Annotated in this window: 22 protein-coding genes; 17 read left to right on the forward strand and 5 right to left on the reverse strand. The window is 49.2% G+C overall.

Annotated features, from left to right (window positions below; all coding sequences use genetic code 11):
* Nucleotides 1–24 precede the first annotated feature (24 nt).
* The 11 genes from HYT77_08140 (at nt 25) to HYT77_08190 (ending at nt 11,608) form a co-directional block, all read left to right on the forward strand.
* Complete coding sequence (locus tag HYT77_08140) at nt 25–1,305, forward strand: hypothetical protein (GenBank protein MBI2067965.1); 1,281 nt, start codon at nt 25–27, stop codon at nt 1,303–1,305.
* On the forward strand, nt 1,302–2,078 hold the full coding sequence (locus HYT77_08145; GenBank protein MBI2067966.1) for a hypothetical protein: 777 nt from the start codon (nt 1,302–1,304) through the stop codon (nt 2,076–2,078). The genes HYT77_08140 and HYT77_08145 overlap by 4 nt, the downstream gene beginning before the upstream one ends.
* 28 nt (nt 2,079–2,106) lie before the next feature.
* The gene (locus HYT77_08150; GenBank protein ID MBI2067967.1) at nt 2,107–3,075 is read left to right on the forward strand and encodes an SDR family oxidoreductase; all 969 of its coding nucleotides are present in this window, start codon (nt 2,107–2,109) and stop codon (nt 3,073–3,075) included.
* Nucleotides 3,076–3,196: 121 nt separating this feature from the next.
* Nucleotides 3,197–3,814: an SIS domain-containing protein gene (locus tag HYT77_08155; GenBank protein MBI2067968.1), complete on the forward strand. Its 618-nt coding sequence runs from the start codon at nt 3,197–3,199 to the stop codon at nt 3,812–3,814.
* Complete coding sequence (locus HYT77_08160; GenBank protein MBI2067969.1) at nt 3,796–5,316, forward strand: adenylyltransferase/cytidyltransferase family protein; 1,521 nt, start codon at nt 3,796–3,798, stop codon at nt 5,314–5,316. Before HYT77_08155 ends, HYT77_08160 begins: the two co-directional genes overlap by 19 nt.
* Nucleotides 5,317–5,320: 4 nt before the next feature.
* The gene (locus HYT77_08165; protein ID MBI2067970.1) at nt 5,321–6,415 is read left to right on the forward strand and encodes a radical SAM protein; all 1,095 of its coding nucleotides are present in this window, start codon (nt 5,321–5,323) and stop codon (nt 6,413–6,415) included.
* 12 nt (nt 6,416–6,427) lie between these two features.
* Nucleotides 6,428–7,405, forward strand: coding sequence for a thiamine pyrophosphate-dependent dehydrogenase E1 component subunit alpha (locus HYT77_08170; protein MBI2067971.1), 978 nt, complete (start codon nt 6,428–6,430; stop codon nt 7,403–7,405).
* Nucleotides 7,406–7,410: 5 nt separating this feature from the next.
* On the forward strand, nt 7,411–8,469 hold the full coding sequence (locus tag HYT77_08175) for an alpha-ketoacid dehydrogenase subunit beta (GenBank protein ID MBI2067972.1): 1,059 nt from the start codon (nt 7,411–7,413) through the stop codon (nt 8,467–8,469).
* The gene (locus HYT77_08180; protein MBI2067973.1) at nt 8,469–9,200 is read left to right on the forward strand and encodes a glycosyltransferase family 2 protein; all 732 of its coding nucleotides are present in this window, start codon (nt 8,469–8,471) and stop codon (nt 9,198–9,200) included. The genes HYT77_08175 and HYT77_08180 overlap by 1 nt, the downstream gene beginning before the upstream one ends.
* Nucleotides 9,201–9,314: 114 nt before the next feature.
* A complete protein-coding gene (locus HYT77_08185) occupies nt 9,315–10,460 on the forward strand; it encodes a hypothetical protein (protein MBI2067974.1) in 1,146 nt (381 codons plus the stop codon).
* Nucleotides 10,457–11,608, forward strand: a complete 1,152-nt coding sequence (locus HYT77_08190; protein MBI2067975.1) for an SLBB domain-containing protein — start codon at nt 10,457–10,459, stop codon at nt 11,606–11,608. Before HYT77_08185 ends, HYT77_08190 begins: the two co-directional genes overlap by 4 nt.
* Here HYT77_08190 and HYT77_08195 read toward each other — a convergent pair.
* The 4 genes from HYT77_08195 to kdsB are packed head-to-tail and all read right to left on the reverse strand — an operon-like array spanning nt 11,605 to nt 14,813.
* On the reverse strand, nt 11,605–12,276 hold the full coding sequence (locus HYT77_08195) for a glycosyltransferase (protein MBI2067976.1): 672 nt from the start codon (nt 12,274–12,276) through the stop codon (nt 11,605–11,607). The genes HYT77_08190 and HYT77_08195 overlap by 4 nt on opposite strands.
* A 2-nt stretch (nt 12,277–12,278) precedes the next feature.
* A complete protein-coding gene (locus tag HYT77_08200) occupies nt 12,279–13,250 on the reverse strand; it encodes a KpsF/GutQ family sugar-phosphate isomerase (protein MBI2067977.1) in 972 nt (323 codons plus the stop codon).
* Nucleotides 13,251–13,254: 4 nt separating this feature from the next.
* Complete coding sequence (gene kdsA / locus HYT77_08205) at nt 13,255–14,079, reverse strand: 3-deoxy-8-phosphooctulonate synthase (GenBank protein ID MBI2067978.1); 825 nt, start codon at nt 14,077–14,079, stop codon at nt 13,255–13,257.
* Nucleotides 14,076–14,813, reverse strand: coding sequence for a 3-deoxy-manno-octulosonate cytidylyltransferase (kdsB, locus tag HYT77_08210; protein ID MBI2067979.1), 738 nt, complete (start codon nt 14,811–14,813; stop codon nt 14,076–14,078). Before kdsB ends, kdsA begins: the two co-directional genes overlap by 4 nt.
* Before the next feature lie 223 nt (nt 14,814–15,036).
* Between kdsB and HYT77_08215 the strand changes: the two genes are divergently transcribed.
* The 6 genes from HYT77_08215 to HYT77_08240 all read left to right on the forward strand — a co-directional run bounded on the left by HYT77_08215 (nt 15,037) and on the right by HYT77_08240 (nt 20,690).
* Nucleotides 15,037–16,014, forward strand: coding sequence for a radical SAM protein (locus HYT77_08215; GenBank protein MBI2067980.1), 978 nt, complete (start codon nt 15,037–15,039; stop codon nt 16,012–16,014).
* Between the two features lie 70 nt (nt 16,015–16,084).
* Nucleotides 16,085–16,858, forward strand: a complete 774-nt coding sequence (locus HYT77_08220; protein ID MBI2067981.1) for a class I SAM-dependent methyltransferase — start codon at nt 16,085–16,087, stop codon at nt 16,856–16,858.
* Entirely contained in the window at nt 16,855–17,976 is a 1,122-nt protein-coding gene (locus HYT77_08225) for a DegT/DnrJ/EryC1/StrS family aminotransferase (GenBank protein MBI2067982.1), read from the forward strand. Before HYT77_08220 ends, HYT77_08225 begins: the two co-directional genes overlap by 4 nt.
* A gap of 4 nt (nt 17,977–17,980) precedes the next feature.
* Nucleotides 17,981–18,799: a transketolase gene (locus HYT77_08230; protein MBI2067983.1), complete on the forward strand. Its 819-nt coding sequence runs from the start codon at nt 17,981–17,983 to the stop codon at nt 18,797–18,799.
* Complete coding sequence (locus HYT77_08235; GenBank protein ID MBI2067984.1) at nt 18,796–19,752, forward strand: transketolase; 957 nt, start codon at nt 18,796–18,798, stop codon at nt 19,750–19,752. The genes HYT77_08230 and HYT77_08235 overlap by 4 nt, the downstream gene beginning before the upstream one ends.
* Nucleotides 19,749–20,690: an SDR family oxidoreductase gene (locus tag HYT77_08240; protein ID MBI2067985.1), complete on the forward strand. Its 942-nt coding sequence runs from the start codon at nt 19,749–19,751 to the stop codon at nt 20,688–20,690. The genes HYT77_08235 and HYT77_08240 overlap by 4 nt, the downstream gene beginning before the upstream one ends.
* Before the next feature lie 112 nt (nt 20,691–20,802).
* Here the strand turns inward: HYT77_08240 and HYT77_08245 are convergent, their stop codons facing one another.
* Nucleotides 20,803–22,236: a hypothetical protein gene (locus HYT77_08245; protein MBI2067986.1), complete on the reverse strand. Its 1,434-nt coding sequence runs from the start codon at nt 22,234–22,236 to the stop codon at nt 20,803–20,805.
* Between the last annotated feature and the right edge of the window lie 3 nt (nt 22,237–22,239).

Here is a 22,239-nt window from a genome sequence, read left to right on the forward strand (position 1 = left end):
GGTCGGCCTCAAGCTTTGGTGGGCATGACACTTCTCGCACTGCTCGTTCCAGGGCCCAAGTATTTCCTTTTTTCGGGTCTTCCTCTGATCAACCGGGCGGATATTGTGGCACTTGTATTCCTGATTCTACTTTTTCTCTCCTTCACAATGATGCCGTTTCAAGGGAATCGTTCCTCCAGGATGATCCGCTGGAGCATGGTTTGCCTTGCATCGGTGACACTCCTGAAATTGTTCTCTTTTCTCTTCTTGAATGCCTATTATAAAGGTTCCTACGACTATTGGCCATTACTCAGAGAACGGGACTGGACCCACGTTTGTGAGGTTGGAACACGGGACTGTTTTCGCAATCCGGTTCCGAAGAAAGACTCTCTGCATCAGATCCTGGGGGGAGACCCTCATCTTCTTACAAGTGATTCGCGGTTGAGCTCCCTTCCCCCGATCCGGCCGGCGTTTTCACCTGACAATATTTTGTCTTTTCCACGGTATACCCGTCGAGACGCCTCGATTGATTTTCACGCGACGCCGCATTTCGATTTTTTGCGATGGGGATACGGTTCCTGGCGACTCGGTTTCTTCAATACGTTTGAATACGGTTGGAGTCCCTCCACTCCGGGAAATCGTATCCGGACGAAGGCCCCCTTTGTGGCCTCCTGGGAGGTCTGGCCGGAGGGGGAGGAGATTAGAATCCAGTTTCAGGGGATGCTGCTGCTCAGCCAGTGGGACCGTATTTTGTGGGAGGGAGAATCAGGCGAGAACGAACAGGTACTCTCCTTGAGTGAGGGAAGGGATTTCGAGGCAGGAAAGCCTCTTAAAATCACCTATGGATATGAAAAAGGGATTTTTACGTCGGACGATGAATGGAAGTTTTTTTATAGTAATGAGTCGGAGATCTTTGCTCCGTTCTTAAAGATGGAAGGGATTCGTCCCGGCATGGGGCCCGCCCCATGGCTGAAGTGGATGTTGAGTGGAATCTATTCGATTGTTTTTCTTTTTGTGATGGGACTCCTGGTAACGATCTATTGGGTCCGTCGTGATTTTTTACAGACCTTGAAAAGTCCCAGAGGTATTGTCTGGTGTATCACATTCCTCGCGATGATGGTTGGTCTTCTCGTCTGCCGAGTCAATGAGGTTCTCATATGGAAGGGAGGGGCCGATGCGATCATGTATGATCACTATGCCTCTCAAGTCCTCTCACTGGGATCCCTGGAGGCGGGAGAGAAGTATTTCAGGGTGAATCCCCCCGGGACAGTCATTCATGGATCGCAATCCTCTTCGGTCTTTTTACTTATCTTTTTGGGCAGATGATTTTCCTTGCCTCCAGGCCGTTTTCACGGTCCTTCCTCCCCCTTCTGATTATCGGCTTTCTCCTCTATGGTTACCAGACATCCTTCCTCTATTTTGACGGCAGAAATGAGAGCACAGCGAGTTTTCTTATTGTGGCCGGCCTGTTTTTTGCTTTGACACGAAAAGGGGATGTTGCGTCGGTTTTTTCAGGTCTCCTGCTGGGCCTTGCCACCACGATCCGTCCCGACAACCTCCCTTGCATCCTTGCCGTGACGGGATTCATCGGCCTTCATGGAAAGAAGTCCGGAAGAGAGCTGGCTCTCATGGTCGTTCCGATGTTGATGGCGACGACGCTGCCACTCATCCATAACCTTTATTATGGTCACACATGGGTATGGAGTTCTACTGTCGCGTGGGACTCAAACCTCCAACTGTCGCCCAAAGTCTTTTTCAAAGGTATTTTCAGCCTCGATGGAGATATCCTGTTGATGGTTGGAAAACGTATTCTGAAAGCGCTCTCTTGGACTCCATTCATGCGAGTGCCCTGGGAGACTGTCTCCCATTTATTTTCCGGTGTTTTTTTCCTCTTGAATATCGGTCTCCTCGCGCTGCTGTTAACCGCAAGGTCGCCGCGCCGCTATCTGGATATTCTTCTTGTCTGTCTCATGTTTTCACCCATTCTCTTTTGGAAAACCGGTGGTCGATTTACTTACGCTTACTTCCTTCTGGTATATTTTCTTTTCTGTTATCGGTTGTGTAGACGTCTTTCTGCTGCCAAGTTGACAGCGGCATGAAAAAAGTGAGAATTTATCTATTGCTCTTATGAAGACGATCGTTACCGGTGGAGCCGGTTTTATCGGAAGCCATCTTGTTGACCAGTTAATTGCTGAAGGTCATGATGTCGTGGTCATCGACAATTTTTCTACGGGTCGGAGGACCAATCTTGCTCATACCCGCCAGACCAAGATTGTAGAAGCGGACATTAATGATCATTTGTCTATCCGACGCTGGTTCGAAGGAGTCGATTGGGTTTTTCATTTGGCCGCGTTGGCTGATATTGTTCCTTCCATCGATCGACCAGAACAATACGTACGAAATAACGTTAACGGTACGTTTTCGGTATTGGAGGCAAGTCGAAAAGCCAAGAAATTTATTTATGCTGCATCCTCTTCGTGTTACGGGATTCCCGATCTTTATCCGACCCCGGAAACGGCGGAAATCCGCCCCCAGTACCCCTATGCGCTCACCAAGTTTCTGGGAGAGCAGTCTGTGCTCCACTGGGGATTAGTCTATAAGCTGCCCGTCATTTCACTCCGATTCTTCAATGTATATGGTCCGCGATCCAGGACCTCAGGGACCTATGGAGCCGTGTTTGGAGTTTTTATGGCACAGAAGATCCATGGTCGGCCATTTACGGTAGTTGGAGATGGGACTCAGGTTCGGGATTTTACCTATGTTACTGATGTCGCAAGGGCGATTCTCATGGCCGCTGATTCTCCCATTCGGCAGGAGGTGTTTAATGTCGCAAGCGGAGAGGTTCACAGCGTGAACGAGATTGTGGATCTGATCGGAGGAGAGAAGGTTTTCATCCCGAAGCGACCGGGAGAACCGGACAAAACCCAGGGGGATATCTCCAAGATAAGTGAAATGCTTGGGTGGCAGCCATCTGTCCCATTTGCCAAAGGAGTCCGAGAGCTTTTAAAGAATATAGACTATTGGCGAGAAGCCCCCGTCTGGACGTCAGAGGCAATCGCTCAGGCGACTGAAACGTGGTTCAAATATCTATCCTGATATCCACTAGTGTCCTGTCCTGAGTCATAAATAGATGCTAAAAAATGAGGTTGCAATCAACGTGTTGATCGAGTAGCTAGCTCAATTCACAATTCAGGTGAAGAGGTGGGTGTTTTCTTACATGGGTGCTACACAGTTTGAGAGTTATGCCAAAAATTACCGAAACCGTTTCATCGGTTTTCTTCAACAGTTAGATCTGGGGGCGGTTGCCACTGCCGCCGAAGTTTTGATGCGAGCTTGTCAGGAAGGGCGGCGAATATATTTAGTGGGCAATGGAGGGAGCGCCGCGATTGCGTCGCACTTTGCCATCGACTTTTTGAATGTGAATCGTGAGTGGAAGGGGGAAAAACCATTCAGAGTCACCAGTTTGGCGGATAATTTATCTGTCGTAACGGCCTTGGGAAACGACGAAGGTTTCGAAAATATTTTTGTAAGACAGCTTGAGAGATATTTTGAGCAAGGAGATGTCTTAATTGCAATATCTGCAAGCGGACATTCGCCTAACATCATCAATGCCGTTGAATATGCCAATCGGAAGGAGGGGATCACGGTTGGGTTAGTCGGATTTGATGGCGGGGTTCTGAAGGGACTTTGCAGGCACTTGATCCATGTCGCGACTCCTGTTGGCGAATATGGTCATGTGGAGGATTCGTTCGCGTTTCTTGATCATTTGCTAACTACGTATTTTTTTCGGATGGTTAACGATCGTTTTTTGAATCAATGCAATCAATCAAATTAAAGACAGTCGAGGAGTTGTCTCATCTGCTGGCTGAACGGAAGGGGCAGGGGAAAAAGATCGTTCTCTGCCATGGCGTCTTTGATCTGATACATCCCGGCCATATTCACCATTTTGAAGAAGCCAAACGACAGGGGGATATCCTTGTTGTGAGTATCACGCCGGACAACTTTGTGAATAAGGGGCCTGGACGTCCTGTATTTAATCAGAGATTGCGGGCCGATTTTCTGACGGCGCTTGAAATGGTGGACTATGTTACCATTAATCGATGGCCTACAGCTGTTGAGACGATTCGTTTTCTTCGTCCCGATATCTATGTTAAAGGGTGGGAGTATAGCGATGGGGAAAACGATGTGACGCAAGGGATCACGAAGGAAACCGAAGCGGTCCATAAAGTTGGGGGAGGGATCTTTTTTACTCGGGGAGATGTCTTCAGTTCTACGGAGCTTTTGAATGCTTACTTTGACGTCCATTCGCCAGAGACAAAGGAATTTCTGAGGAATTTTCGTCAAAAATACTCCGCAGAAAATGTCATCGGTTTTCTCGATCAACTTCGATCTCTGAAAGTTCTTGTGATTGGAGAGACTATCATAGACGAATATCTTTATTGCCACACGATGAACAAGTCAGCCAAAGACAACATACTTGTCAGTCGTTATCTTTATGAAGAGGCCTTTGCAGGCGGCATACTGGCTTGTGCCAATCACATGGCAGGATTTTGTGGTCAGGTTGATCTGGTCAGCGTTCTGGGGAAGGAGGATGACCGGCAGGATTTTATTCGCAGTCGATTACACTCAAAAGTGAGGCCATATTTCTTTTTTGGGAAGGGGAAAACAATCGTCAAACGAAGGTTCGTTGATCCGCAATTCGTTTCAAAACTGTTTGAAGTTTGTTACCTTCCCGATCCTGAACCAATGTCGTCATCGGCCTCTAGGATCGAGGATTTTCTCGCCACGCGTCTCCCTGAATATGATCTGGTCTTGGCGGTCGATTACGGGCACGGTTTTTTTCAGCCGGGCATAATCGGGTTGCTTTCCGAAAAGTCCTCATTTTTGGCCATCAACACGCAGACCAACAGCGCCAATCTTGGTTTTAACGTCATCACAAAATATCCGAAGGCGAACTTCATTTCTCTTTCAGAGCCAGAGATAAGACTGGCGACTCATGATCGGGATGGGTCGCTTGAGGAGAGTATAGGGGTGATTTCACGTCAGTTGCATTGTCGCCAAGTGGCAGTGACCCGGGGGAAATTGGGTTCGATCACTTACCGCGAGCCGGAAGGTTTCTTTTCGGCGCCTGTTTTTTCCAATAAAGTTGTCGACCGGATTGGGGCCGGAGATGCGTATTTGTCGATTACGGCACCTTGTGCCGTCAAAAACTATCCAATCGATTTGATGGCTTTTGTCGGTAATGCCGTCGGTGCGATGGCGGTCAATGTCGTCTGTAACCGGGAACCGGTGGCACCGGTGCATCTTTATAAATTTATAACGGCTCTCCTGAAATAACAAAATGACGGACCAACTTCAGATCGACGGCGAAAAACTTTCATATCATCCTGCTCGCGTCGCCCAGTGGGCGGAGGCTCAGGACGATTGGGAAAAAGCCAGGAAAGTCTATCCTGTTTATATAGAAGTTTCTCCGATGGGTGCCTGTAATCACCGCTGTACATTTTGCGCTGTCGACTACATAGGGTATCAGATGCGCAAACTGGATATTTTTCATTTGAAACGAGCGCTGTCTGAGATGGGCGCGGCCGGTGTCAAGAGTGTGATGTTTGCCGGAGAGGGGGAACCGTTGCTCTTTAAACCTCTTGCCGAGACGGTAGTTCATTCGGCGGCTTCCGGGCTGGATGTCGGCATTACTACGAATGCGGTGCCTCTTACGAGAACATTTTGCGAAGAGGCCTTGGGTTCTGTTCAATGGATCAAGGCGAGCGTCAATGCGGGCTCCGCGGAAACATATGCCAAGATCCATAAGACCGACCCTCGTGATTTCGAGAGGGCACTGCGGAATATGGAAACGGCTGCCGTTTTGAAGGAAAGCGGCGGTTTAAAAAAATGTCGACTCGGAATCCAAATGGTTCTTCTGCCGGAAAACGCGGGTGAGGCCCATGCTCTTGCTCAGCGCGCCAAGGAGATCGGAGTCGACTATGTTGTCATCAAACCCTACTCTCAACACCTTAAAGGGATCAGCCGCGTTTATGAAGGGATCGAGTACAGCCAGTATTACCATTTGGCTGAACATTTAGAGAAGCTTAACGACGATCGGTTTCATGTTGTTTTTAGACGTCATACCATGGAAAAGCTCCAGCAGGAGCGGTCCTACTCGGTTTGTCAGGCGACACCGTTTTTCTGGGCCTATATTATGGCGAATGGGGATCTTTACGGTTGTTCGGCCTACCTTAATGATACGCGTTTCTGTTATGGGAATATCCATGAACAGGGTTTTAGGGAGATCTGGGAGGGTGAAAAACGCAGACAAAATTTTGAATATGTTCGCAGCCAACTGGATATTTCCGAGTGCCGTACGAACTGTCGTATGGATGAGGTTAACCGTTATTTGTGGAAGGTCAGGTTTCCTCCGGAGCACATCAGCTTCATTTAAAGGATTGTTATTATGGCCTCCTTATTACTTGATATTCCATTGGCGATCGTCTCTGACCTCTACCGTTCGCTCTACTTGATTCGAAGAACAGAAGAAAAAATTGTCGAGCACTATGGAGAACAAGAGATGCGATGTCCTGTGCATCTTTCAATCGGACAGGAGGCTATTGCTGTTGGTGTTTGTACTGCCTTGAGACAGGAGGATGTTATTTTCGGAACTCACCGTTGTCATGCGCATTATCTGGCCAAGGGAGGGGATCCGGCCCTATTGTTTGCCGAGCTTTGCGGGAAAGAAACCGGATGTGCTTCGGGCAAGGCCGGTTCCATGCATCTCGTCGATGTCGCGCAAGGCATGTGGGGGGCCTCTGCCATCGTGGGAGGGTCGATCCCGCTAGGTGTCGGTGTCGCCCTTTCGGCCCAGATGACTCGATCCGGAAAAGTGGCGGCCGTGTTTTTCGGGGATGGAGCTACGGAACAGGGTGTTTTCTATGAATCATTGAACTTTGCTTCTTTAAAAAAACTTCCGGTTCTTTTTGTTTGCGAGAACAATTTTTACGCAACGTACACTCCCTTTGCCAGACGGCAGGCTCGGGACAACATTTTCGAGCGAGGAGAGAGTTTTGGAGTTCCTGGTTGTCGCGTGGATGGTTCAGACGTTCTGGAAGTTTTTCGAGCGGCGCAAAAAGCGGTTTTGCAGGCACGTCATGGCGGAGGTCCGACTTTGCTCGAGTGCCAGACATATCGCTGGAAAGACCATGTAGGCCCCGGTTGCGATCATGAATTGGGATATCGGAGCGGGGCCGATCTCCAATTTTGGAGGGAGAAATGTCCGGTCAAGCGTTTGCGCGGGTCACTTGTTGAACAAGGTTTGGATCCCTGTGTTGTTGAAGGATGGGAGAAGGGCATTGATTTCAGGATTCAAAATTCATGGGAGTTTGCTAAGGAAAGTCCTTTTCCAGTCAACAGTTCCCTTTTTCAAGGAGTGTTTTGATTCCAATGCGTGAATTGACCTTTCGAGAGGCCATAAGCGAGGCGCTTGTCCAGGCAATGCGAGGAGATCAACGGATTTTCATCATGGGAGTTGGTGTGGATGATCCAAAAGGGGCCTTTGGAACAACTTCCGATGCCCTAAAACAATTTGGTGGATCCCGAGTCTTTGACGTCCCCATTTCTGAAAATGCGATGACCGGTATTGCCATTGGGAGCGCCATGGATGGCCTTCATCCGGTGCTGGTTCATGCCCGAAATGATTTCCTGCTGCTCACAATGGATCAGCTTGTTAACAATGCGGCAAAATGGTCCTATATGACGGCAGGCAAAATATCCGTGCCAATGACCGTCCGAGCCGTTATTGGTAGAGGGTGGGGACAGGCTGCGCAGCACTCCCAAAGTTTACAGGCGCTTTTTGCACACGTTCCAGGTCTGAAGGTTGTTCTTCCTGGAGGCCCCTTCGAGGCCAAGGGATTGTTAATGTCGAGCCTGAAGGAGAAAGCGCCTGTTATTTTTCTAGAACACCGGTGGCTTTACGAAAAAAAAGACGGGGTCCCGCAAGAACCGTACTCATTACCCTTGGGGAAGGGCAGGATTCTCAGACAGGGGAAGGATATCACTATCGTGGCGATGTCCTATATGGCATGGGAATGTCGGCAGGTTTCGGTTAATCTCGCCCGTCAAGGGATAGAAGCTGAGTTGATCGATCCGATGACGGTCTCGCCTCTGGATGTCGATATTATTGTCTCGTCCGTCAGAAAAACCGGTCGATTGCTGGTTGTTGACACTTCCTTTGTATTTGCAGGAATGAGCGCGGAAATTGTTGCCTCGGTGAGTGAACGTGCCGGCCCGGCCTTGAAATCTCCCGTGCAACGTCTGGGGCTTCCTTTCGCGCCAACCCCGTGCAGTGCCGTTCTGGAAAGAGTCTATTACCCGGACACGGGAACCATTGAGCAGGCCGTACTGAGGATGCTTCAGAATGGGTCCCTTGAACATTTCAATGTCGTTTCAGGGAAGGGATATCAGGCAGAAAACCCCTCTTCGGAATGGAACGGGCCTTTTTGATGAAATTGGACGAAATTAGTGTCATTGTGCCAGCCCTCAATGAAGCGGGAAACTTGTCTCAAACGGCGGAGGCGATCTTTAATGCCGTTCATGGGTTACCGGTTTGTCTGGAAATTTTGCTTATTAACGACGGAAGTCGAGACGAAACCGGATCGTTGGCAAATCAGCTGGCGGGTCGATATTCGGAAATCAGGGTGATTCATCATTCAGAGCCAAAGGGGCTTGGTTTCTGCTATCGTGAAGGCATTCGTAGGGCCACCTATCCTCGCGTTGTGATGATTCCCGGTGATAATGAGATCGAAGAAACCTCCATTCGAAGGATGTTCGAAGCCTCCGTGATGTGCGATTCTGTACTCCTCTTCATTGGCAACACGTCAGTTAGGTCTCCTGTACGCAGGCTGATCTCCTCCTTCTATGTTCAGCTTTTGAATTTCCTCTTTGGGTTAAAGATTCGTTACTACAATGGTCCCTGCATCCTTTCAAAAGAAAGGGTTCGCGAGGTCATGCTATCGACGGATGGTTTTGGCTATATGTCGGCGATTGTTGTTCAACTTGCAAAAATGGGAGTGTCGCTTCACGAAGTCGAGATGAGACTGAAACCTCGGACGTATGGACAGACCAAATTTTTTACTTTCAGGAATATCTGGAGTGTATTAACGATGTTGGTCAGACTCTATTACAAGATTTACCTGTCACCTCAACGACGTCGATGGTATACCAACGTTAGTTGAAATTTGAGAAGAGAAAAAATCATGAGGGCTGTCAAAGAATTTCAACTAAAGACTGGACATCATCTAAGAAGATGCATTACTGAACGGCGCTTGTCTGGATAAGCGGAGCGATCAATGAGTGAAGAGATAAATATACTGGAATATGTGAGGATCATCTATCGTCGGTGGTGGATTGTTGGAACCTTTGTCATTGTGGGGCTCCTCGTTGGGGTTACTTATGCCTTAGTGTCAACTTCGTTTTATCGTGCCCAAGCATCAATTATACCGTCTGCTTCTGAAGGAAGCGGGATTGCCCTTCCTGCGGGGTTGGCAGGATTTGCCGGTGCAATGGGTGTTCCGATGGCTAATGATCCTACCAGAAGAGCGGTTACCCTTCTCGAAAGTCGCGCTCTTGCGGAATTAATTGTCAAAAAATTCGATCTCATCCCCGTTCTGTATGATATACCTGAATATCTTTCTCCGGAGGAGCGAGAGAGGGAGATAAAAAAAATTCCCCTCTATAAGGCGGCGGAATCTTTGCGGGGCATGATGAGTTTTGAGGAGGCCAGACAGGCAGGTACGGTTGAGATCGCTGCGGTTTCAGTCAAGCCGGAACTGACGGTCGATCTGATTCGCTGGTACCTTGAGGGTTTTCGAGAATTTATCAATCAGGAGTCGATGATGAAGTCACGGCACAAGCGTGTCAATTTGGAGGCTCAAATTTTGAGAAATCAGGTCGAACTGTTGGAGGCAACAAAGCTCATCAGCGATTTTTATGAAAAGACATCGATTTCGGGTGTCGATTCGAAAGTTGATGTGACAATTAACTCCTCAGCTGTCGTGAATGACACTGGAATTTCGGTTGCCTATGGTGACCAGAATGAGTCCGGTCCGGATGTTGGTGAACAATCGGATTCGTCCTCGTTCGACCTGGGGGAAATTCGGATGAAAGAAAAAAAACTGGAAGAAAGAACACGGGGTGTCATTGTCAAGGATGTCCCTCAACAGGCCTATTTAGAGTATCTTATGGGGAGATTGGCGCTTTTGAGGCAACTTCAGGGAACCTTGGTTCAGCAGTACGAAAATACCAAGGTGGAGGAAGCCAGCGCCATAGCCGGTTTTTCTCTCCTCGACGCGCCGTCCCTCCCGGCTCGGCCCTGGAAACCGAATCGAACTATGGCTATTAATGTTTCTTTGTTGTCATCGTTTTTCCTTTCTCTATTCGTTGTTTTGGGATGGGAGTATATCCACCGCTTGAGAGTGGGAGAGCGACACCTATGAAATTTAAAAGTTCCTGGATAAATAGGTTTCTTGCTTCTCTTGTTCTTGTTTCATTTCTCTTTTCTGTTGGGGTAAGCGACGTGTTGGCTCAAACGAAAATCCCGACCGAGAGTGGTGGTGGTGCCGATGCGGCCTCCGGATTAAGCTTTCGCGAAAAAAGCATTCCTCCTCCTCCGTCACCGTTTCTTCATGGGGGTGGGACAGCTGGCGTGCCTCAGATTTCTTCGCCGATGGGCGGAGGAATGGGCGCTCCCCCTGTTCTTTTTTATCAGGTTCACGTGCTTGGGGAGGTGACTTATCCGGGGACTTATCGGGTGATGGCCTCAACACGAATGGCTGAACTGGTTGGGATGGCCGGCGGAGTGACTCCACTTGGGTCCGATAGACGAGTCGAGTTGCGTCATGAGAAGCAACAAAAAACCTATGATCTGCTTCAATTCAAGATTTCGGCTGATCTCTCTCAAAATCCTTATGTTCAGGATAACGATATCATCTTTGTGCCACTTAAAAGAAAAACGATTCGTATTGTTGGAGCTGTCAAGAGGCCCGGTGAATACGAGATGGTTCGTGAGACATCTATTGACGATGTGGTTCGTTTGGCCGGTGGATTTACTGTCGGCTTTCTCGTGGAAGACGGAATTCATATAATTCGTTTTGAGGGATCACAGCGACAAGTTATTAAATTGGAACCTTCTTCTAGTGATTGGAAAAAATTCGATATCCAGGGGGGAGATGTTATTTATATTCCAAATGTTATTACCAAGAAGAACAGGTTTGATTTCGGTTTGCCCAAGCTCCCGGGAGACAATATTTTTTATCCGTCTTTTGAAGACAGGGTTTTTGTCGTCGGTGCCGTGAACGAAGCGGGCGCCTATCCCTTTAATCCTTACTACACGATCTCTCAATACTTGAGTCTGGCAGCTGGAAAAACGCTCATGGCAAAGAGAAAGCTCTATGTCGTTTCTCCAGACGGCAAGCGTGTCAAGGTGAAGAAAGGCAAAGAAGAGGGCATCGTCATCAATCCGGGGGATACGATCATTGTGCCGGAAAAGAGATTCGACTCTGAAGGGTGGCTGAGCCTCTTCATGACGATCACCAATTTTACTACGAGCATGATCTTTACGATCGTGGCACTCTCGCGACTTTAAGAATTTCTTTTCATCTCATCCCGGTATTGAAACCAGATCTGACCATAAGGATGGCTCTTGTGGTTTTCGTACCACGGTCCGCCTTCCGTATAGTGAATCAACTTCGTTGATTCATCATACCTCTCCAGAACATTCCAGCTCTTTGGGATTTCTCCGATAAACTGATCCGAAATCGGTTCAAACCGATGAAGCCAGCTTGCTGGCTTCATCTCCACATCCTCCTTCGACCAACAGGTCAATCGTTTACAATTTAATAGCATCAGGCTGGACCAGTTCTTCCGGGGGTAGTTTGTCTGGGGTCGTCCATCCAACTTGATTGCTACTTCCGAATGGTAGTTATGTTTGACGACCCGGAGCCAATAGGAATCAAGATCCAGGTCAAACAACTCGTTGATATCGGAGAAACAGAGCATGTCGTTATCCATAAAGAGTGCCTTTCCTTTGAAACCACAGAGATAAGGCACCAAGAAACGTGTATAGGTAAATTCTGTTGTGGCGAGCGGGTCTTTTTCTCTTCGGAATCCTGTTTTTGCAACAATATCCTTCAACCTAAGGGGATTAATTTCCACCGGTCTTGAGGCATGTTTTTCTATCGAGTATTTCAGAACGTGGTAAGCAATTTCCGAACCAGGATCAAATCCGATAAAGATTTTGTTTTTTTCCACCATGACTACACAACACCTGCTTTCAAAATATCATTCAGATGAATGACCCCTTCCACGTGTTGATCGGCGTCAACAACTACAAGGGCCGCAATTTCGTGACACTCCATTAACTGGACCGCCTTGGCAGCCAGGTGATGCTTGTAAGTTGTTTTTGGGGCTTGAGTCATAACATCACGGGCCTTTAGGTGAGAAAAATCGGTTGTCTTTTCCAAGAGACGCCTCAGATCACCATCGGTGATTACTCCCGCAAGCCTTCGATCATGATTAAGCACCGAGGTCATCCCCAGCCTCTTGGCGTTCATCTCCGTGATAACCTCTTTCATCGGTGTCTCTTCGTAAACAATCGGAAGATCCGATCCTCCCCTCATCAGATCCTGTACCTTGGTCAATAATTTCTTCCCCAACGTTCCTCCGGGGTGAAAGAGGGCAAAGTCTTCTGCCTGGATCCCCCTCTTTTCTAACAACGCAACCGCCATTGCATCTCCCATCGCGAGGGCTGCCGTGGTGCTAGTGGTTGGGACAAAACCGATCGGAGCCGCCTCTTCACGAACACTGACGTTCATGACGATGGTACTTGTCTTGGCTAGCGTGGAATGTTCATTTCCAACAAGGCAGATGAGAGGGAGATCCATTCTCTTGATGGAGGGGAGTAGTTTAAGGATTTCTTCGGTTTCTCCGCTGTTGGAGAGGGCGAGAACGACATCTCCCTTCGTCAGCATGCCAAGGTCGCCATGGCTTCCTTCAGCGGCATGAAGAAAAAAGGAGGGAGTGCCTGTGCTGGCCAACGTGGACGAGATTTTTCGGGCAATAATTCCCGATTTGCCAACTCCTGTCACCGCGACTCTTCCTTTGCAGCGAAAGAGAATGTCAACGGCCTCGCAAAAGTTGGCATCAATCCGGCCTCTCAAGTCCTGAATCGCCTTGGCCTCAATTTCCAGGACCCTTCGCCCACTTGTTATGATGGTATCATTTTTCATCAGTTCACTTTCCTCTTACAACGGCATAAACGGTTTTCAGTTTTTTTAGAAGCGCCGGGGCGTCACTTAAACGTAGCATATTTGTTCCATCGGAAAGGGCTCTTACCGGATCTGGATGGATTTCCATAAAAAAACCATCACAACCAGCCGCCACTGCTGCCAAAGAGAGTGTTGGAATGAATTCCCGCTGACCATCTGTTGAGGTTCCGTTTCCACCAGGGAGCTGAACGCTATGCGTGGCATCAAAGATCACCAGACAGCCGGTCTTCTTCATGATTGGAATTGAGCGCATATCGGACACCAGATTGTTGTAACCAAAACTTGTTCCCCGATCTGTCAACAGGACCTGGCTATTGCCTGTGGAACGAACCTTTTCAACCGCCTGTTCCATGTCCCAGGGGGCCATAAATTGACCTTTTTTGATATTCACCGGCTTTCCCGTACGACCAGCGGCGAGTAACAGATCGGTTTGACGACAGAGAAAGGCGGGAATTTGAAGAATATCAATAATCTCTGCCGCGGCCCGAGCCTCTTCCGGATGATGGACGTCAGACAGTATCGGGACACCAAATGTTTTCCTGACTTTTTCCAAGATTCGGAGCCCCTCTTCGATCCCCGGTCCCCGGAACGACTTGACAGAAGTCCGATTCGCTTTGTCATAGGAGGACTTGAAAACATAGGGGATCCCCAATTCGTCTGTCAGACGTACCATGGATTCTGCGACCTGCAACGCCAGATTTTCGCTTTCCAGGACACAGGGACCTCCAACAAGAAAGAGACTTTCTCCCAAAATGACTCTTCGCTTTTCTGTGTTAAGAATAATTGTCATTGTTGTGAAAGAAGAAGGGAGGCTTTCTGAAGATCCTCTGAGGTATCAACCTCAACGACTGATTGGGACGTTGAAAATACACGGATGGGATAACCATTTTCGAGTGCTCGAAGCTGCTCCAAGGATTCTGCTTTTTCAAGCGGTGAGGGGGGGAGTTGGCTAAAGAGAGGAAGAAACTGACGCTGAAAGATATAGACTCCAATATGTCTGAAAACTTGGGTCTGTTTTCCATCTCTGGCAAATGGGATAGGAGACCTGGAAAAATAGAGTGCCATCCCCTTTAAATCGGTTACCACCTTGACCAGATTTGGATTCTCAATTTCGGTTGGATCGGACAGGTCACTTTTGAGGGTCCCCATCGGGGCGGTCTGACCCGGTTCACAAAAGCCCGAAATCAAGGTGTCAAGTGTTGCAGGTTGAATCAGCGGAAGGTCCCCCTGGAGGTTGACAACCACTTCGGCTTGATATTTCGCGTTGACCTCGGCCACTCGATCTGTACCGCTGGTGTGACGCGATGAGGTCATGATGACATGGCCATCAAATGACTGGGCTACTTTGAAAATCCTTTCATCATCAGTTGCTATCACAACCTCGTTGGCCAGTTTTGCCTGCCTGGCCCTCTCATAAACATGCTGGACCATCGGTTTTCCACAAAGGTTGGCGAGGGGTTTTACAGGTAGGCGTGTTGAACCGTAACGTGCCGGAATAACTATCAAAGTTTTAAGAGCCCTCATGGAGGAGACTATATATAAGCGGCGGTTTAGGGGGAGTCAAGTTGCCATCATTTTATGGGACTGTTGAAAAATGCCATCTGCTGCGTTCCCCTCGTCGCCGGCTCCTCGACGTACCCTCAAGTACGCCTGCGTCGCGGCTCCTCGGGGTGCCTTTAATCATATTGATCTTAAGCTAAACCATCCATATTAAAAACCATTTATATGTGAAAAGGAGGATATAACTATGAGTTTGGCTACCAGTGTAGGCTCGGTGCAGAAAGAGGTTATTACGGGAAGAATTGACAATATTACCCGCATTCCTCCGAAGTATAGGAGTGTTACACCTCCATGCCCCAAAAGTGTTAAGATTGAATTGACGGCACGTTGTGATTTCCAGTGTTTTTTCTGTGCGACCAGCTTTAGACTGCGCGAAAAGGGGGATATTGACTGGGATTTATTGTGCCGACTCCTTCGTGAGATGCGAGCGGCAGGTGTCGAAGAGATAGGAATGTTCTATCTCGGTGAGTCTCTTCTTTACAAAAAACTAGCCGAAGCGATTGCCTATGCCAAAAATGAGATTGGATATCCTTATGTTTTCTTAACCACCAATGGGAGGATGGCTACTCCGGAGAGGATTAAGGCCTGCCTCATGGCGGGTCTCGATAGCTTGAAATTTTCCTTTAATTGGTCAGGACCCGAGCAGTGCAAGGAAGTGACGGGTGTTGATGCCTTTGAAACCGTTGTTCGGCATATCCGTGAAACATGGGAAGTGCGGGATCAGGTAGAGAAGGAGACAGGTCACAGGTGCGGTTTATATGCCTCTTCGATCCAGTACGATGGAGAGCAGCTGAAACGAATGGAGAACGCCGTATTGCAGATCAAGCCTTATGTCGATCAACACTACTGGCTTCCTCTTTATTCGCAGGCGGGACTTACTGGTGGTGCTAAGGATACACAGCCCGTTGCCGGCAACATTGGGAGGATAGGAGCGCTGAGAGAGCCTCTTCCCTGCTGGTCTCTTTTCACGGAAGGGCATATTACCTATGATGGACGACTCTCTGCCTGTTGTTTTGATCATGATGGGCGCTTCAACATGGGGAATTTGAATGAGATCTCCTTTATGGAGGCCTGGCATAGTAAGCCGTTTCAAAAACTCCGTCAGGCCAATCTTCGAGAAGATGTGGCAGGGACCGCCTGCGAAAAGTGTATCGCTTATTGCTAGCGTTAGTTACACCACCAATACCTTCAGAGGGCTTGCGATCAGCGCAGAGATTGGGGTAGTGAAGTGGCCGATGCCCGATTATTCCACCATTACCGAACTTCCGGACAGTCTCGTTATGCCGATCCAGATTCGGCGGACCTACAGTCGGTACCTGTTTGGCTCTCTCTATTGTGAGGGGAAGGATGTTCTGGAGGTCGCTTGTGGGGGGGGGCAGGGGTTGGGGCTCCTTGCCAAAAGGGCGAGAAAGGTTGTCGGAGGGGATTATGAAGAAAAGAACCTTGCCTATGCCCGGCAGACTTACAAGGGGCAAGGGAAGATAGAGATCGTATCGCTGGATGCCCATGACTTGAAGTTGCCGGACAGGAGCTTTGATGTTATTTTGCTCTACGAAGCGATCTACTATCTCCATTCGCCCGAAAAATTTTTACAGGAGTGCCGCCGTGTTTTAAGGCCTGGAGGAGTCCTGATCCTTTGTACTGCCAACAAGGACTGGCCTGATTTTAATCCAAGCCCCTTTAGCCATCGCTATTTTTCTGTGCCCGAACTGAACCGATTTCTTGGCGAGAACGGTTTTCGTCCAAAATTTTATGGGGCGTTCCCCGATGATCCAGCGGAGGGGAGTCGGCTGCGCTCTCTTATCAAGAAGGTCGCCGTGAAGCTCCACCTGATTCCCAAAACCATGAAGGGAAAGGTCTTGCTCAAGAGGCTCTTTTTTGGGGGGTTGGTGAAGCTGCCTTGGGAACTGAAGGAGGGGGATGCGACCTATGAGGAGCCTGTGGCATTACCTGCGGACCAGGTTGACACGGTTCATACCGCGCTATACGCTGTCGGGACTTCAGTATGATAATCAAGAAAAACATCCCCTTTTTCCCCTATCAGGCATTCTTTGGCTCACGCGATAAGGAGTTTACGGAGGTTCTCCAGGATGTCTTAAGGCGAGGGGCCTTTATTCTTCAAAAAGATCTGGAGGAGTTTGAAAAAAATCTTGCCCGTTACCTGGGCGTGAAACATGCCCTGGGAGTTGCCAATTGTACGGATGGATTAGTAATTGCCCTGAAGGTGGCGGGGATTCAGCCAGGGGATGAGGTGATCCTCCCATCGCATACGTTTATTGCGACCGCCTCCGCGATCCATCTCGCGGGTGGAGTTGCCGTTCCCGTAGAGTGCGCCGAAGACCACCTGCTTGATCCTGAATCGGTGGAGTTGGCGGTGACATCACGGACCCGTTTTTTGATGCCGGTTCAACTCAACGGGAGGACCTGCCGGATGGATCGCCTTCAGAAGATAGCGGACCGGAACGGCTTGCAGATTGTCGAAGACGCAGCCCAGGGGCTTGGATCGAGCTATAAGGGGCGATACGCGGGCACGTTTGGTGTTGTCTCGGCCTTCAGCTTTTATCCGGCGAAGATCCTCGGCTGTTTTGGAGATGGCGGGGCGGTTGTGACGAATGATGATCGCCTTGCGGAGATCATTTATGCCATGCGGGATCACGGCCGGAATCGCGAGGGGAGGGTGATTTGTTGGGGCACCAACTCACGTCTTGATAACGTTCAGGCGGCTATTTTGAATTATCAGTTTCAGTACTATGCCGAGACGGTTCGTTGTCGTCGTGAGGTCGCCTCTCTTTATACGAATTGCTTGAAGAATATTTCCGAGCTTCTTCTCCCCCCTGCCCCTGACAGTGATCCGGACCATTTTGACACCTTTCAGAATTATGAGATTGAGGCCGAGCGTCGTGATGAGCTCCGGGCCTACCTTAAAGAGGTCGGTGTTGGGACGCTTGTCCAGTGGGGAGGGACGGCGGTCCATCAGTTTCGAGAACTGGGATTTAAGCAGAATCTGCCTAAGACAGACCGGTTGTTTACCCGTTGTTTGATGTTGCCTATGAATACCTACCTGACCAACGAAGAAGTTACTTATATTTGTGATCGGATTCTGGAGTTTTATTCCCATCGTCGTTGATTTCATGCAATCACTCTCATCAAAAGAATTGTCAAAACGGATTCGTCTCCACGCCCTCCGTATGACGAGCCGAGGAGGGAGCTCCCATATCGCTTCAGTCCTTTCCATGGCGGATCTGCTGGCGGTTCTTTACGGCGAGATTCTGAATCTGGATCCTTCTAATCCCCAATGGGCCGATCGGGACCGATTCATTTTGAGCAAGGGGCATGGGGGCGCCGGTGTCTATGCCGCTTTGGCAGAAAGAGGTTTTTTCCCCGTGGAACAGCTCAAAACTCACTATCAGGATGGTGCCTTATTGAGCGGTCATGTCTCTCATAAAGGAATTCCAGGGGTGGAGGTTTCAACAGGATCTCTGGGGCACGGTCTGTCGATTGGCGCCGGAATGGCGTATGCGGGGAAACTCGATGGGCGAAAGCACCGCGTTTTTGTCCTCTTGAGTGACGGTGAGTGCGATGAGGGATCAATTTGGGAGGCGGTTCTTTTTGCCTCGCATCACCATTTGGATAACCTCGTTGTTGTTATCGACTATAACAAGATCCAGAGCCTCGCCTCTGTCTCCGAGACATTGGAACTCGAGCCGTTCGCGGATAAATGGAAGAGTTTTGGGTGGGCCGTTTACGAGGTGGAGGGGCATGACCATGAAAAAATCAGGGACCATTGCCTGAAGATTCCGTTTCAAACCGGTCGTCCGAGCTGCCTGATCGCGCATACAACGAAGGGGAAGGGGGTCTCCTTTATGGAAAATTCTGTTTTATGGCACTACCGGACTGCCCGAAATGAGGAGTTCGAAAAGGCGTTGAAGGAACTTGAAGGAGAGGCATGAGGGATCATTTCATTAAAAGACTGACTGAACTTGCCGCTAAAAATCCAAAGATCCTCTTGATCACGGGTGATCTTGGTTTTGGTGTATTCGAGGAGTTTGCCAGGCGGTTTCCGAAACAGTATCTCAATGCAGGGGTAGCAGAGCAAAACATGTCGGGACTGGCCGCCGGTCTGGCATTGGAGGGGCGTACGGTTTTTACCTATTCGATTGGCAATTTTCCCACATTGCGTTGCCTGGAACAGATTCGTAATGATATCTGTTATCACCAGGCCGATGTGAAGATCGTTTCGATTGGAGGCGGCTTCAGTTATGGGGCCCTTGGATTTTCGCATCATGCCACAGAGGATTTGAGTATTCTTCGGGCCCTGCCGGAGATGACAGTTGTTGCTCCGGGGGATGATTGGGAGGCGGAGGAGGCAACCGAGGCCCTCGCTCGTCAAGAAGGGCCAGGTTATCTCCGTTTGGACAAATCGTCTGCTGGTCATACCGCTCGAACGGGGGAGACGTTTGAAATTGGACGGGGTCGTGTTTTGCTGGAAGGGGATGATTTTACACTTGTCTCCACGGGGGGCATCTTGGGTGTCGTCCTGGAGGCCGCCAAAAAATTAGTTCATGAAGGGATAAAATGCCGCGTGATCAGTCTCCATACATTGAAACCTCTGGATACAGAGATTCTTCTAAAGTCGGCTCGTGAAACGGGTGGCATCATGACGGTAGAAGAGAATACCGTGACCGGTGGATTGGGTGGGGCAGTTGCGGAGGCCTGTCTCGAGGGAGGTGTTCCCCCAGCACTCTTTTATCGGATCGGTTTGAGAAACAGTTTTGCAACGATTGTTGGTAGTCAATCTCATTTAAGGCGATGCTACGCCATGGATGAGCAGACGATTGTTAAAAAGGCTATTCAATTTCTTGGATTTAAAAGAAAAATATCAAAAAAGGGAGCTGCGCTATGAAATACCTTGTCACCGGTGGTGCTGGTTTTATCGGGTCTCACATTGCGGAACGTCTGGTTAAAGAGGGAGAGAGGGTCCGCGTTCTGGACAATCTCGATGCAGGCAAGATGGAGAATTTGGCCCCCTTGGGTGATCGAGTGGAGTTTATCAAGGGAGATATTCGTTCTCGGGAGGATATTAAAAAGGCCGTTCAAGGGATTGATTACATCCTTCATCAGGCTGCCTTACGGAGTGTTCCGAAGTCAATGACCCGGCCGATCGAGTATCACGAGGTAAACGTGACAGGGACTTTTAACCTGCTTAACGAAGCGAAAGGGGCAGGCGTGAAGAAGGTTGTTTTTGCCTCTTCGAGTTCCATCTACGGGGTTACGGACAAGTTTCCTCAAAAGGAAGGATCGGAGGCAATGGCCGTTTCTCCCTACGCCCTGACGAAAAAATTAGGTGAGGAATATTGCCAATTCTATTCCTCCGTTTTTGGTCTTCCGACCGTCTGTCTCCGCTATTTCAACGTCTTTGGTCCGCGTCAAAGCCTGGATGACGACTATGCGGTCGTTATTCCAAAGTTTATTACCTTTCTATTGCAGGGGAAACGGCCTCCCATTTACGGGGATGGCACTCAATCGAGGGATTTTACTTTCATTGCGAACGTTGTTGATGCGAATCTGGCTGCTTTGCGTTCAGATGTGGGACGTGGTGAGGCAATTAATGTTGCGTGTGGTGACTCCCACAGTGTGCTCTCCTTGGCAGAACAGATTGCCAAGCTGGCGTTGGTTAATGGGATCAAACCGGAGTATCTACCTCCTCGTCCAGGAGATGTGCCAAAGACACAGGCCGATATTACACGCCTCCGAAAATTGCTCGGCATTACACCCCGTATCTCTTTTCAGGAAGGTTTGAGGACGACTATCCAGTGGTTCCAGACCCAAAAAGCAGCCTAAAAGGGAAATTTCGTTATCGTAAGCTCGAGTTGCGCCATCCAATGGTCTTGATCGTGGTTTTGTTGAAAAAGGGCATTCCAGGCATGTTCGTAGCCAATCATCAGTTTCGAAGCTAGTCCTTCCCTCTTCCCACAATATCAATATTCTCCCCCCCTGCGGTGATTGTCAAAAAACGGTCACTGTCCCGCCTCTCATAGGCGAGTCCAGAAGTTAGCAACAGCCCCTCCCTCAAATCCCACCGGATTTTTCCATAAGCTCCATCACTGTCAGGACCTAAGGGATCTCCCAAAAGTCTCCGATTCAGGCTGTGTCCTGACGTATAAAGACTATGCCGATAGGCGATTGCGGGTAGATGTTTGTATTCGATTCGCAGGTCGACGGTTCCCGAATCGGTCCAGTAGGGGAGATAAAAACCTGTCAGGTACATCGCCTCGTCCTCAAAAAGGACTTCACTATCGGAGATAGTATCATCGAAAGCGCCCTCTGCGTAGAATGAGGCGTTTCGAAGAAACGGGAGCAACCAACGTATTTCAATACTGAAAAGCCGATTAGTGTCGGCCTCTCCCCCCTTGTTGCCAAGGAAGGCCGGGAAGACTCCTGTGAATTCGCTTATTGCATCAAAAAAGCCGGGAGCATTGGATCCTTCCCCTCCCATGAGGACCAGATGGTTCACGGCGATTTCGAAGAATCGTACCGGTTTGAACGCCAACTTGTAACCGGTCAGAAAAGGTCGTGGGATGTCTTGTTCCGGTCCCAGATTGGCAACGAATAGTTGGAACGAGGTAGGGCCGGCGTATTGGAGAAGGGAGGGGAGATAAAGAGGTGATTCAGTTCCGGCTCGAATCATATCAAGGGGGCGGGCATTGTTGGAGAGCAGGAGACCGCCATGCTCCCCCTGTCCCCATGCGATATTCTCTCTCCCAACTTGAAGAAAAAATTTTCGATAACCTGCCTTTCCGTAAAGTCGGTGAACAATGACATTAGCTTCATTACCTGTGGAATGAGGCAGGAGCGCCTCGAAACGCGGATTGGCAAGGACTGAAAAGTAGGGAGAAAGGCGGGCGGTGTGAACCGTTTCCAGAGCGGCGGTCTGTCCCTCGGCAAAATGGCGTCCTTCACTGAAATTTGTGAGTGGAGCGACCGTGGCATCGATGGAACCGAGGCCGTTGTTCACCGGGATTGGTGTGGGAGGGTTGTCGAGCGAGGTGAACCCAACGGTTGCTGATTGGATTGGATCTATTGTAAGCGGTCGCGGATTCTCTATGTCAAATCTCTTCTTGAGCCTTTTGATGATCGCCTCGACAAAGGAGGGCGGCGCGGTCTTGTCCCATCTTTTCTCTGCCTCCTGGACCATTCTGGCAATCTCTGCTTCGCTCCAGGGTCTGTAACCGTAGAGGGCATCTTCTATGAGACCAGCGGCGATCAGTTTGTCGATGTCACGATAGGCATGATCGTCGAGTGGGAGATTAGGGGTGCTATAACCTTGAGATTCGGGAGCCAGAAAAAGGATTGAGACAACGATACCGAAGAGGAGGATTCTATTCACCCA

It is taken from the genome of Deltaproteobacteria bacterium, from assembly GCA_016180855.1.
Taxonomy (GTDB): Bacteria; UBA10199; UBA10199; order JACPAL01; family JACPAL01; genus JACPAL01.

What these genes read in the sequence shown, in the direction of transcription:
- HYT77_08140 (MBI2067965.1), top strand. Translation starts at nt 25, where the DNA reads ATGACACTTCTCGCACTGCTCGTTCCAGGGCCCAAGTATTTCCTTTTT.
- HYT77_08145 (MBI2067966.1), top strand. Translation starts at nt 1,302, where the DNA reads ATGATTTTCCTTGCCTCCAGGCCGTTTTCACGGTCCTTCCTCCCCCTT.
- HYT77_08150 (MBI2067967.1), top strand. Translation starts at nt 2,107, where the DNA reads ATGAAGACGATCGTTACCGGTGGAGCCGGTTTTATCGGAAGCCATCTT.
- HYT77_08155 (MBI2067968.1), top strand. Translation starts at nt 3,197, where the DNA reads ATGGGTGCTACACAGTTTGAGAGTTATGCCAAAAATTACCGAAACCGT.
- HYT77_08160 (MBI2067969.1), top strand. Translation starts at nt 3,796, where the DNA reads ATGCAATCAATCAAATTAAAGACAGTCGAGGAGTTGTCTCATCTGCTG.
- HYT77_08165 (MBI2067970.1), top strand. Translation starts at nt 5,321, where the DNA reads ATGACGGACCAACTTCAGATCGACGGCGAAAAACTTTCATATCATCCT.
- HYT77_08170 (MBI2067971.1), top strand. Translation starts at nt 6,428, where the DNA reads ATGGCCTCCTTATTACTTGATATTCCATTGGCGATCGTCTCTGACCTC.
- HYT77_08175 (MBI2067972.1), top strand. Translation starts at nt 7,411, where the DNA reads ATGCGTGAATTGACCTTTCGAGAGGCCATAAGCGAGGCGCTTGTCCAG.
- HYT77_08180 (MBI2067973.1), top strand. Translation starts at nt 8,469, where the DNA reads ATGAAATTGGACGAAATTAGTGTCATTGTGCCAGCCCTCAATGAAGCG.
- HYT77_08185 (MBI2067974.1), top strand. Translation starts at nt 9,315, where the DNA reads ATGAGTGAAGAGATAAATATACTGGAATATGTGAGGATCATCTATCGT.
- HYT77_08190 (MBI2067975.1), top strand. Translation starts at nt 10,457, where the DNA reads ATGAAATTTAAAAGTTCCTGGATAAATAGGTTTCTTGCTTCTCTTGTT.
- HYT77_08195 (MBI2067976.1), bottom strand. Translation starts at nt 12,276, where the DNA reads ATGGTGGAAAAAAACAAAATCTTTATCGGATTTGATCCTGGTTCGGAA.
- HYT77_08200 (MBI2067977.1), bottom strand. Translation starts at nt 13,250, where the DNA reads ATGAAAAATGATACCATCATAACAAGTGGGCGAAGGGTCCTGGAAATT.
- kdsA (MBI2067978.1), bottom strand. Translation starts at nt 14,079, where the DNA reads ATGACAATTATTCTTAACACAGAAAAGCGAAGAGTCATTTTGGGAGAA.
- kdsB (MBI2067979.1), bottom strand. Translation starts at nt 14,813, where the DNA reads ATGAGGGCTCTTAAAACTTTGATAGTTATTCCGGCACGTTACGGTTCA.
- HYT77_08215 (MBI2067980.1), top strand. Translation starts at nt 15,037, where the DNA reads ATGAGTTTGGCTACCAGTGTAGGCTCGGTGCAGAAAGAGGTTATTACG.
- HYT77_08220 (MBI2067981.1), top strand. Translation starts at nt 16,085, where the DNA reads ATGCCCGATTATTCCACCATTACCGAACTTCCGGACAGTCTCGTTATG.
- HYT77_08225 (MBI2067982.1), top strand. Translation starts at nt 16,855, where the DNA reads ATGATAATCAAGAAAAACATCCCCTTTTTCCCCTATCAGGCATTCTTT.
- HYT77_08230 (MBI2067983.1), top strand. Translation starts at nt 17,981, where the DNA reads ATGCAATCACTCTCATCAAAAGAATTGTCAAAACGGATTCGTCTCCAC.
- HYT77_08235 (MBI2067984.1), top strand. Translation starts at nt 18,796, where the DNA reads ATGAGGGATCATTTCATTAAAAGACTGACTGAACTTGCCGCTAAAAAT.
- HYT77_08240 (MBI2067985.1), top strand. Translation starts at nt 19,749, where the DNA reads ATGAAATACCTTGTCACCGGTGGTGCTGGTTTTATCGGGTCTCACATT.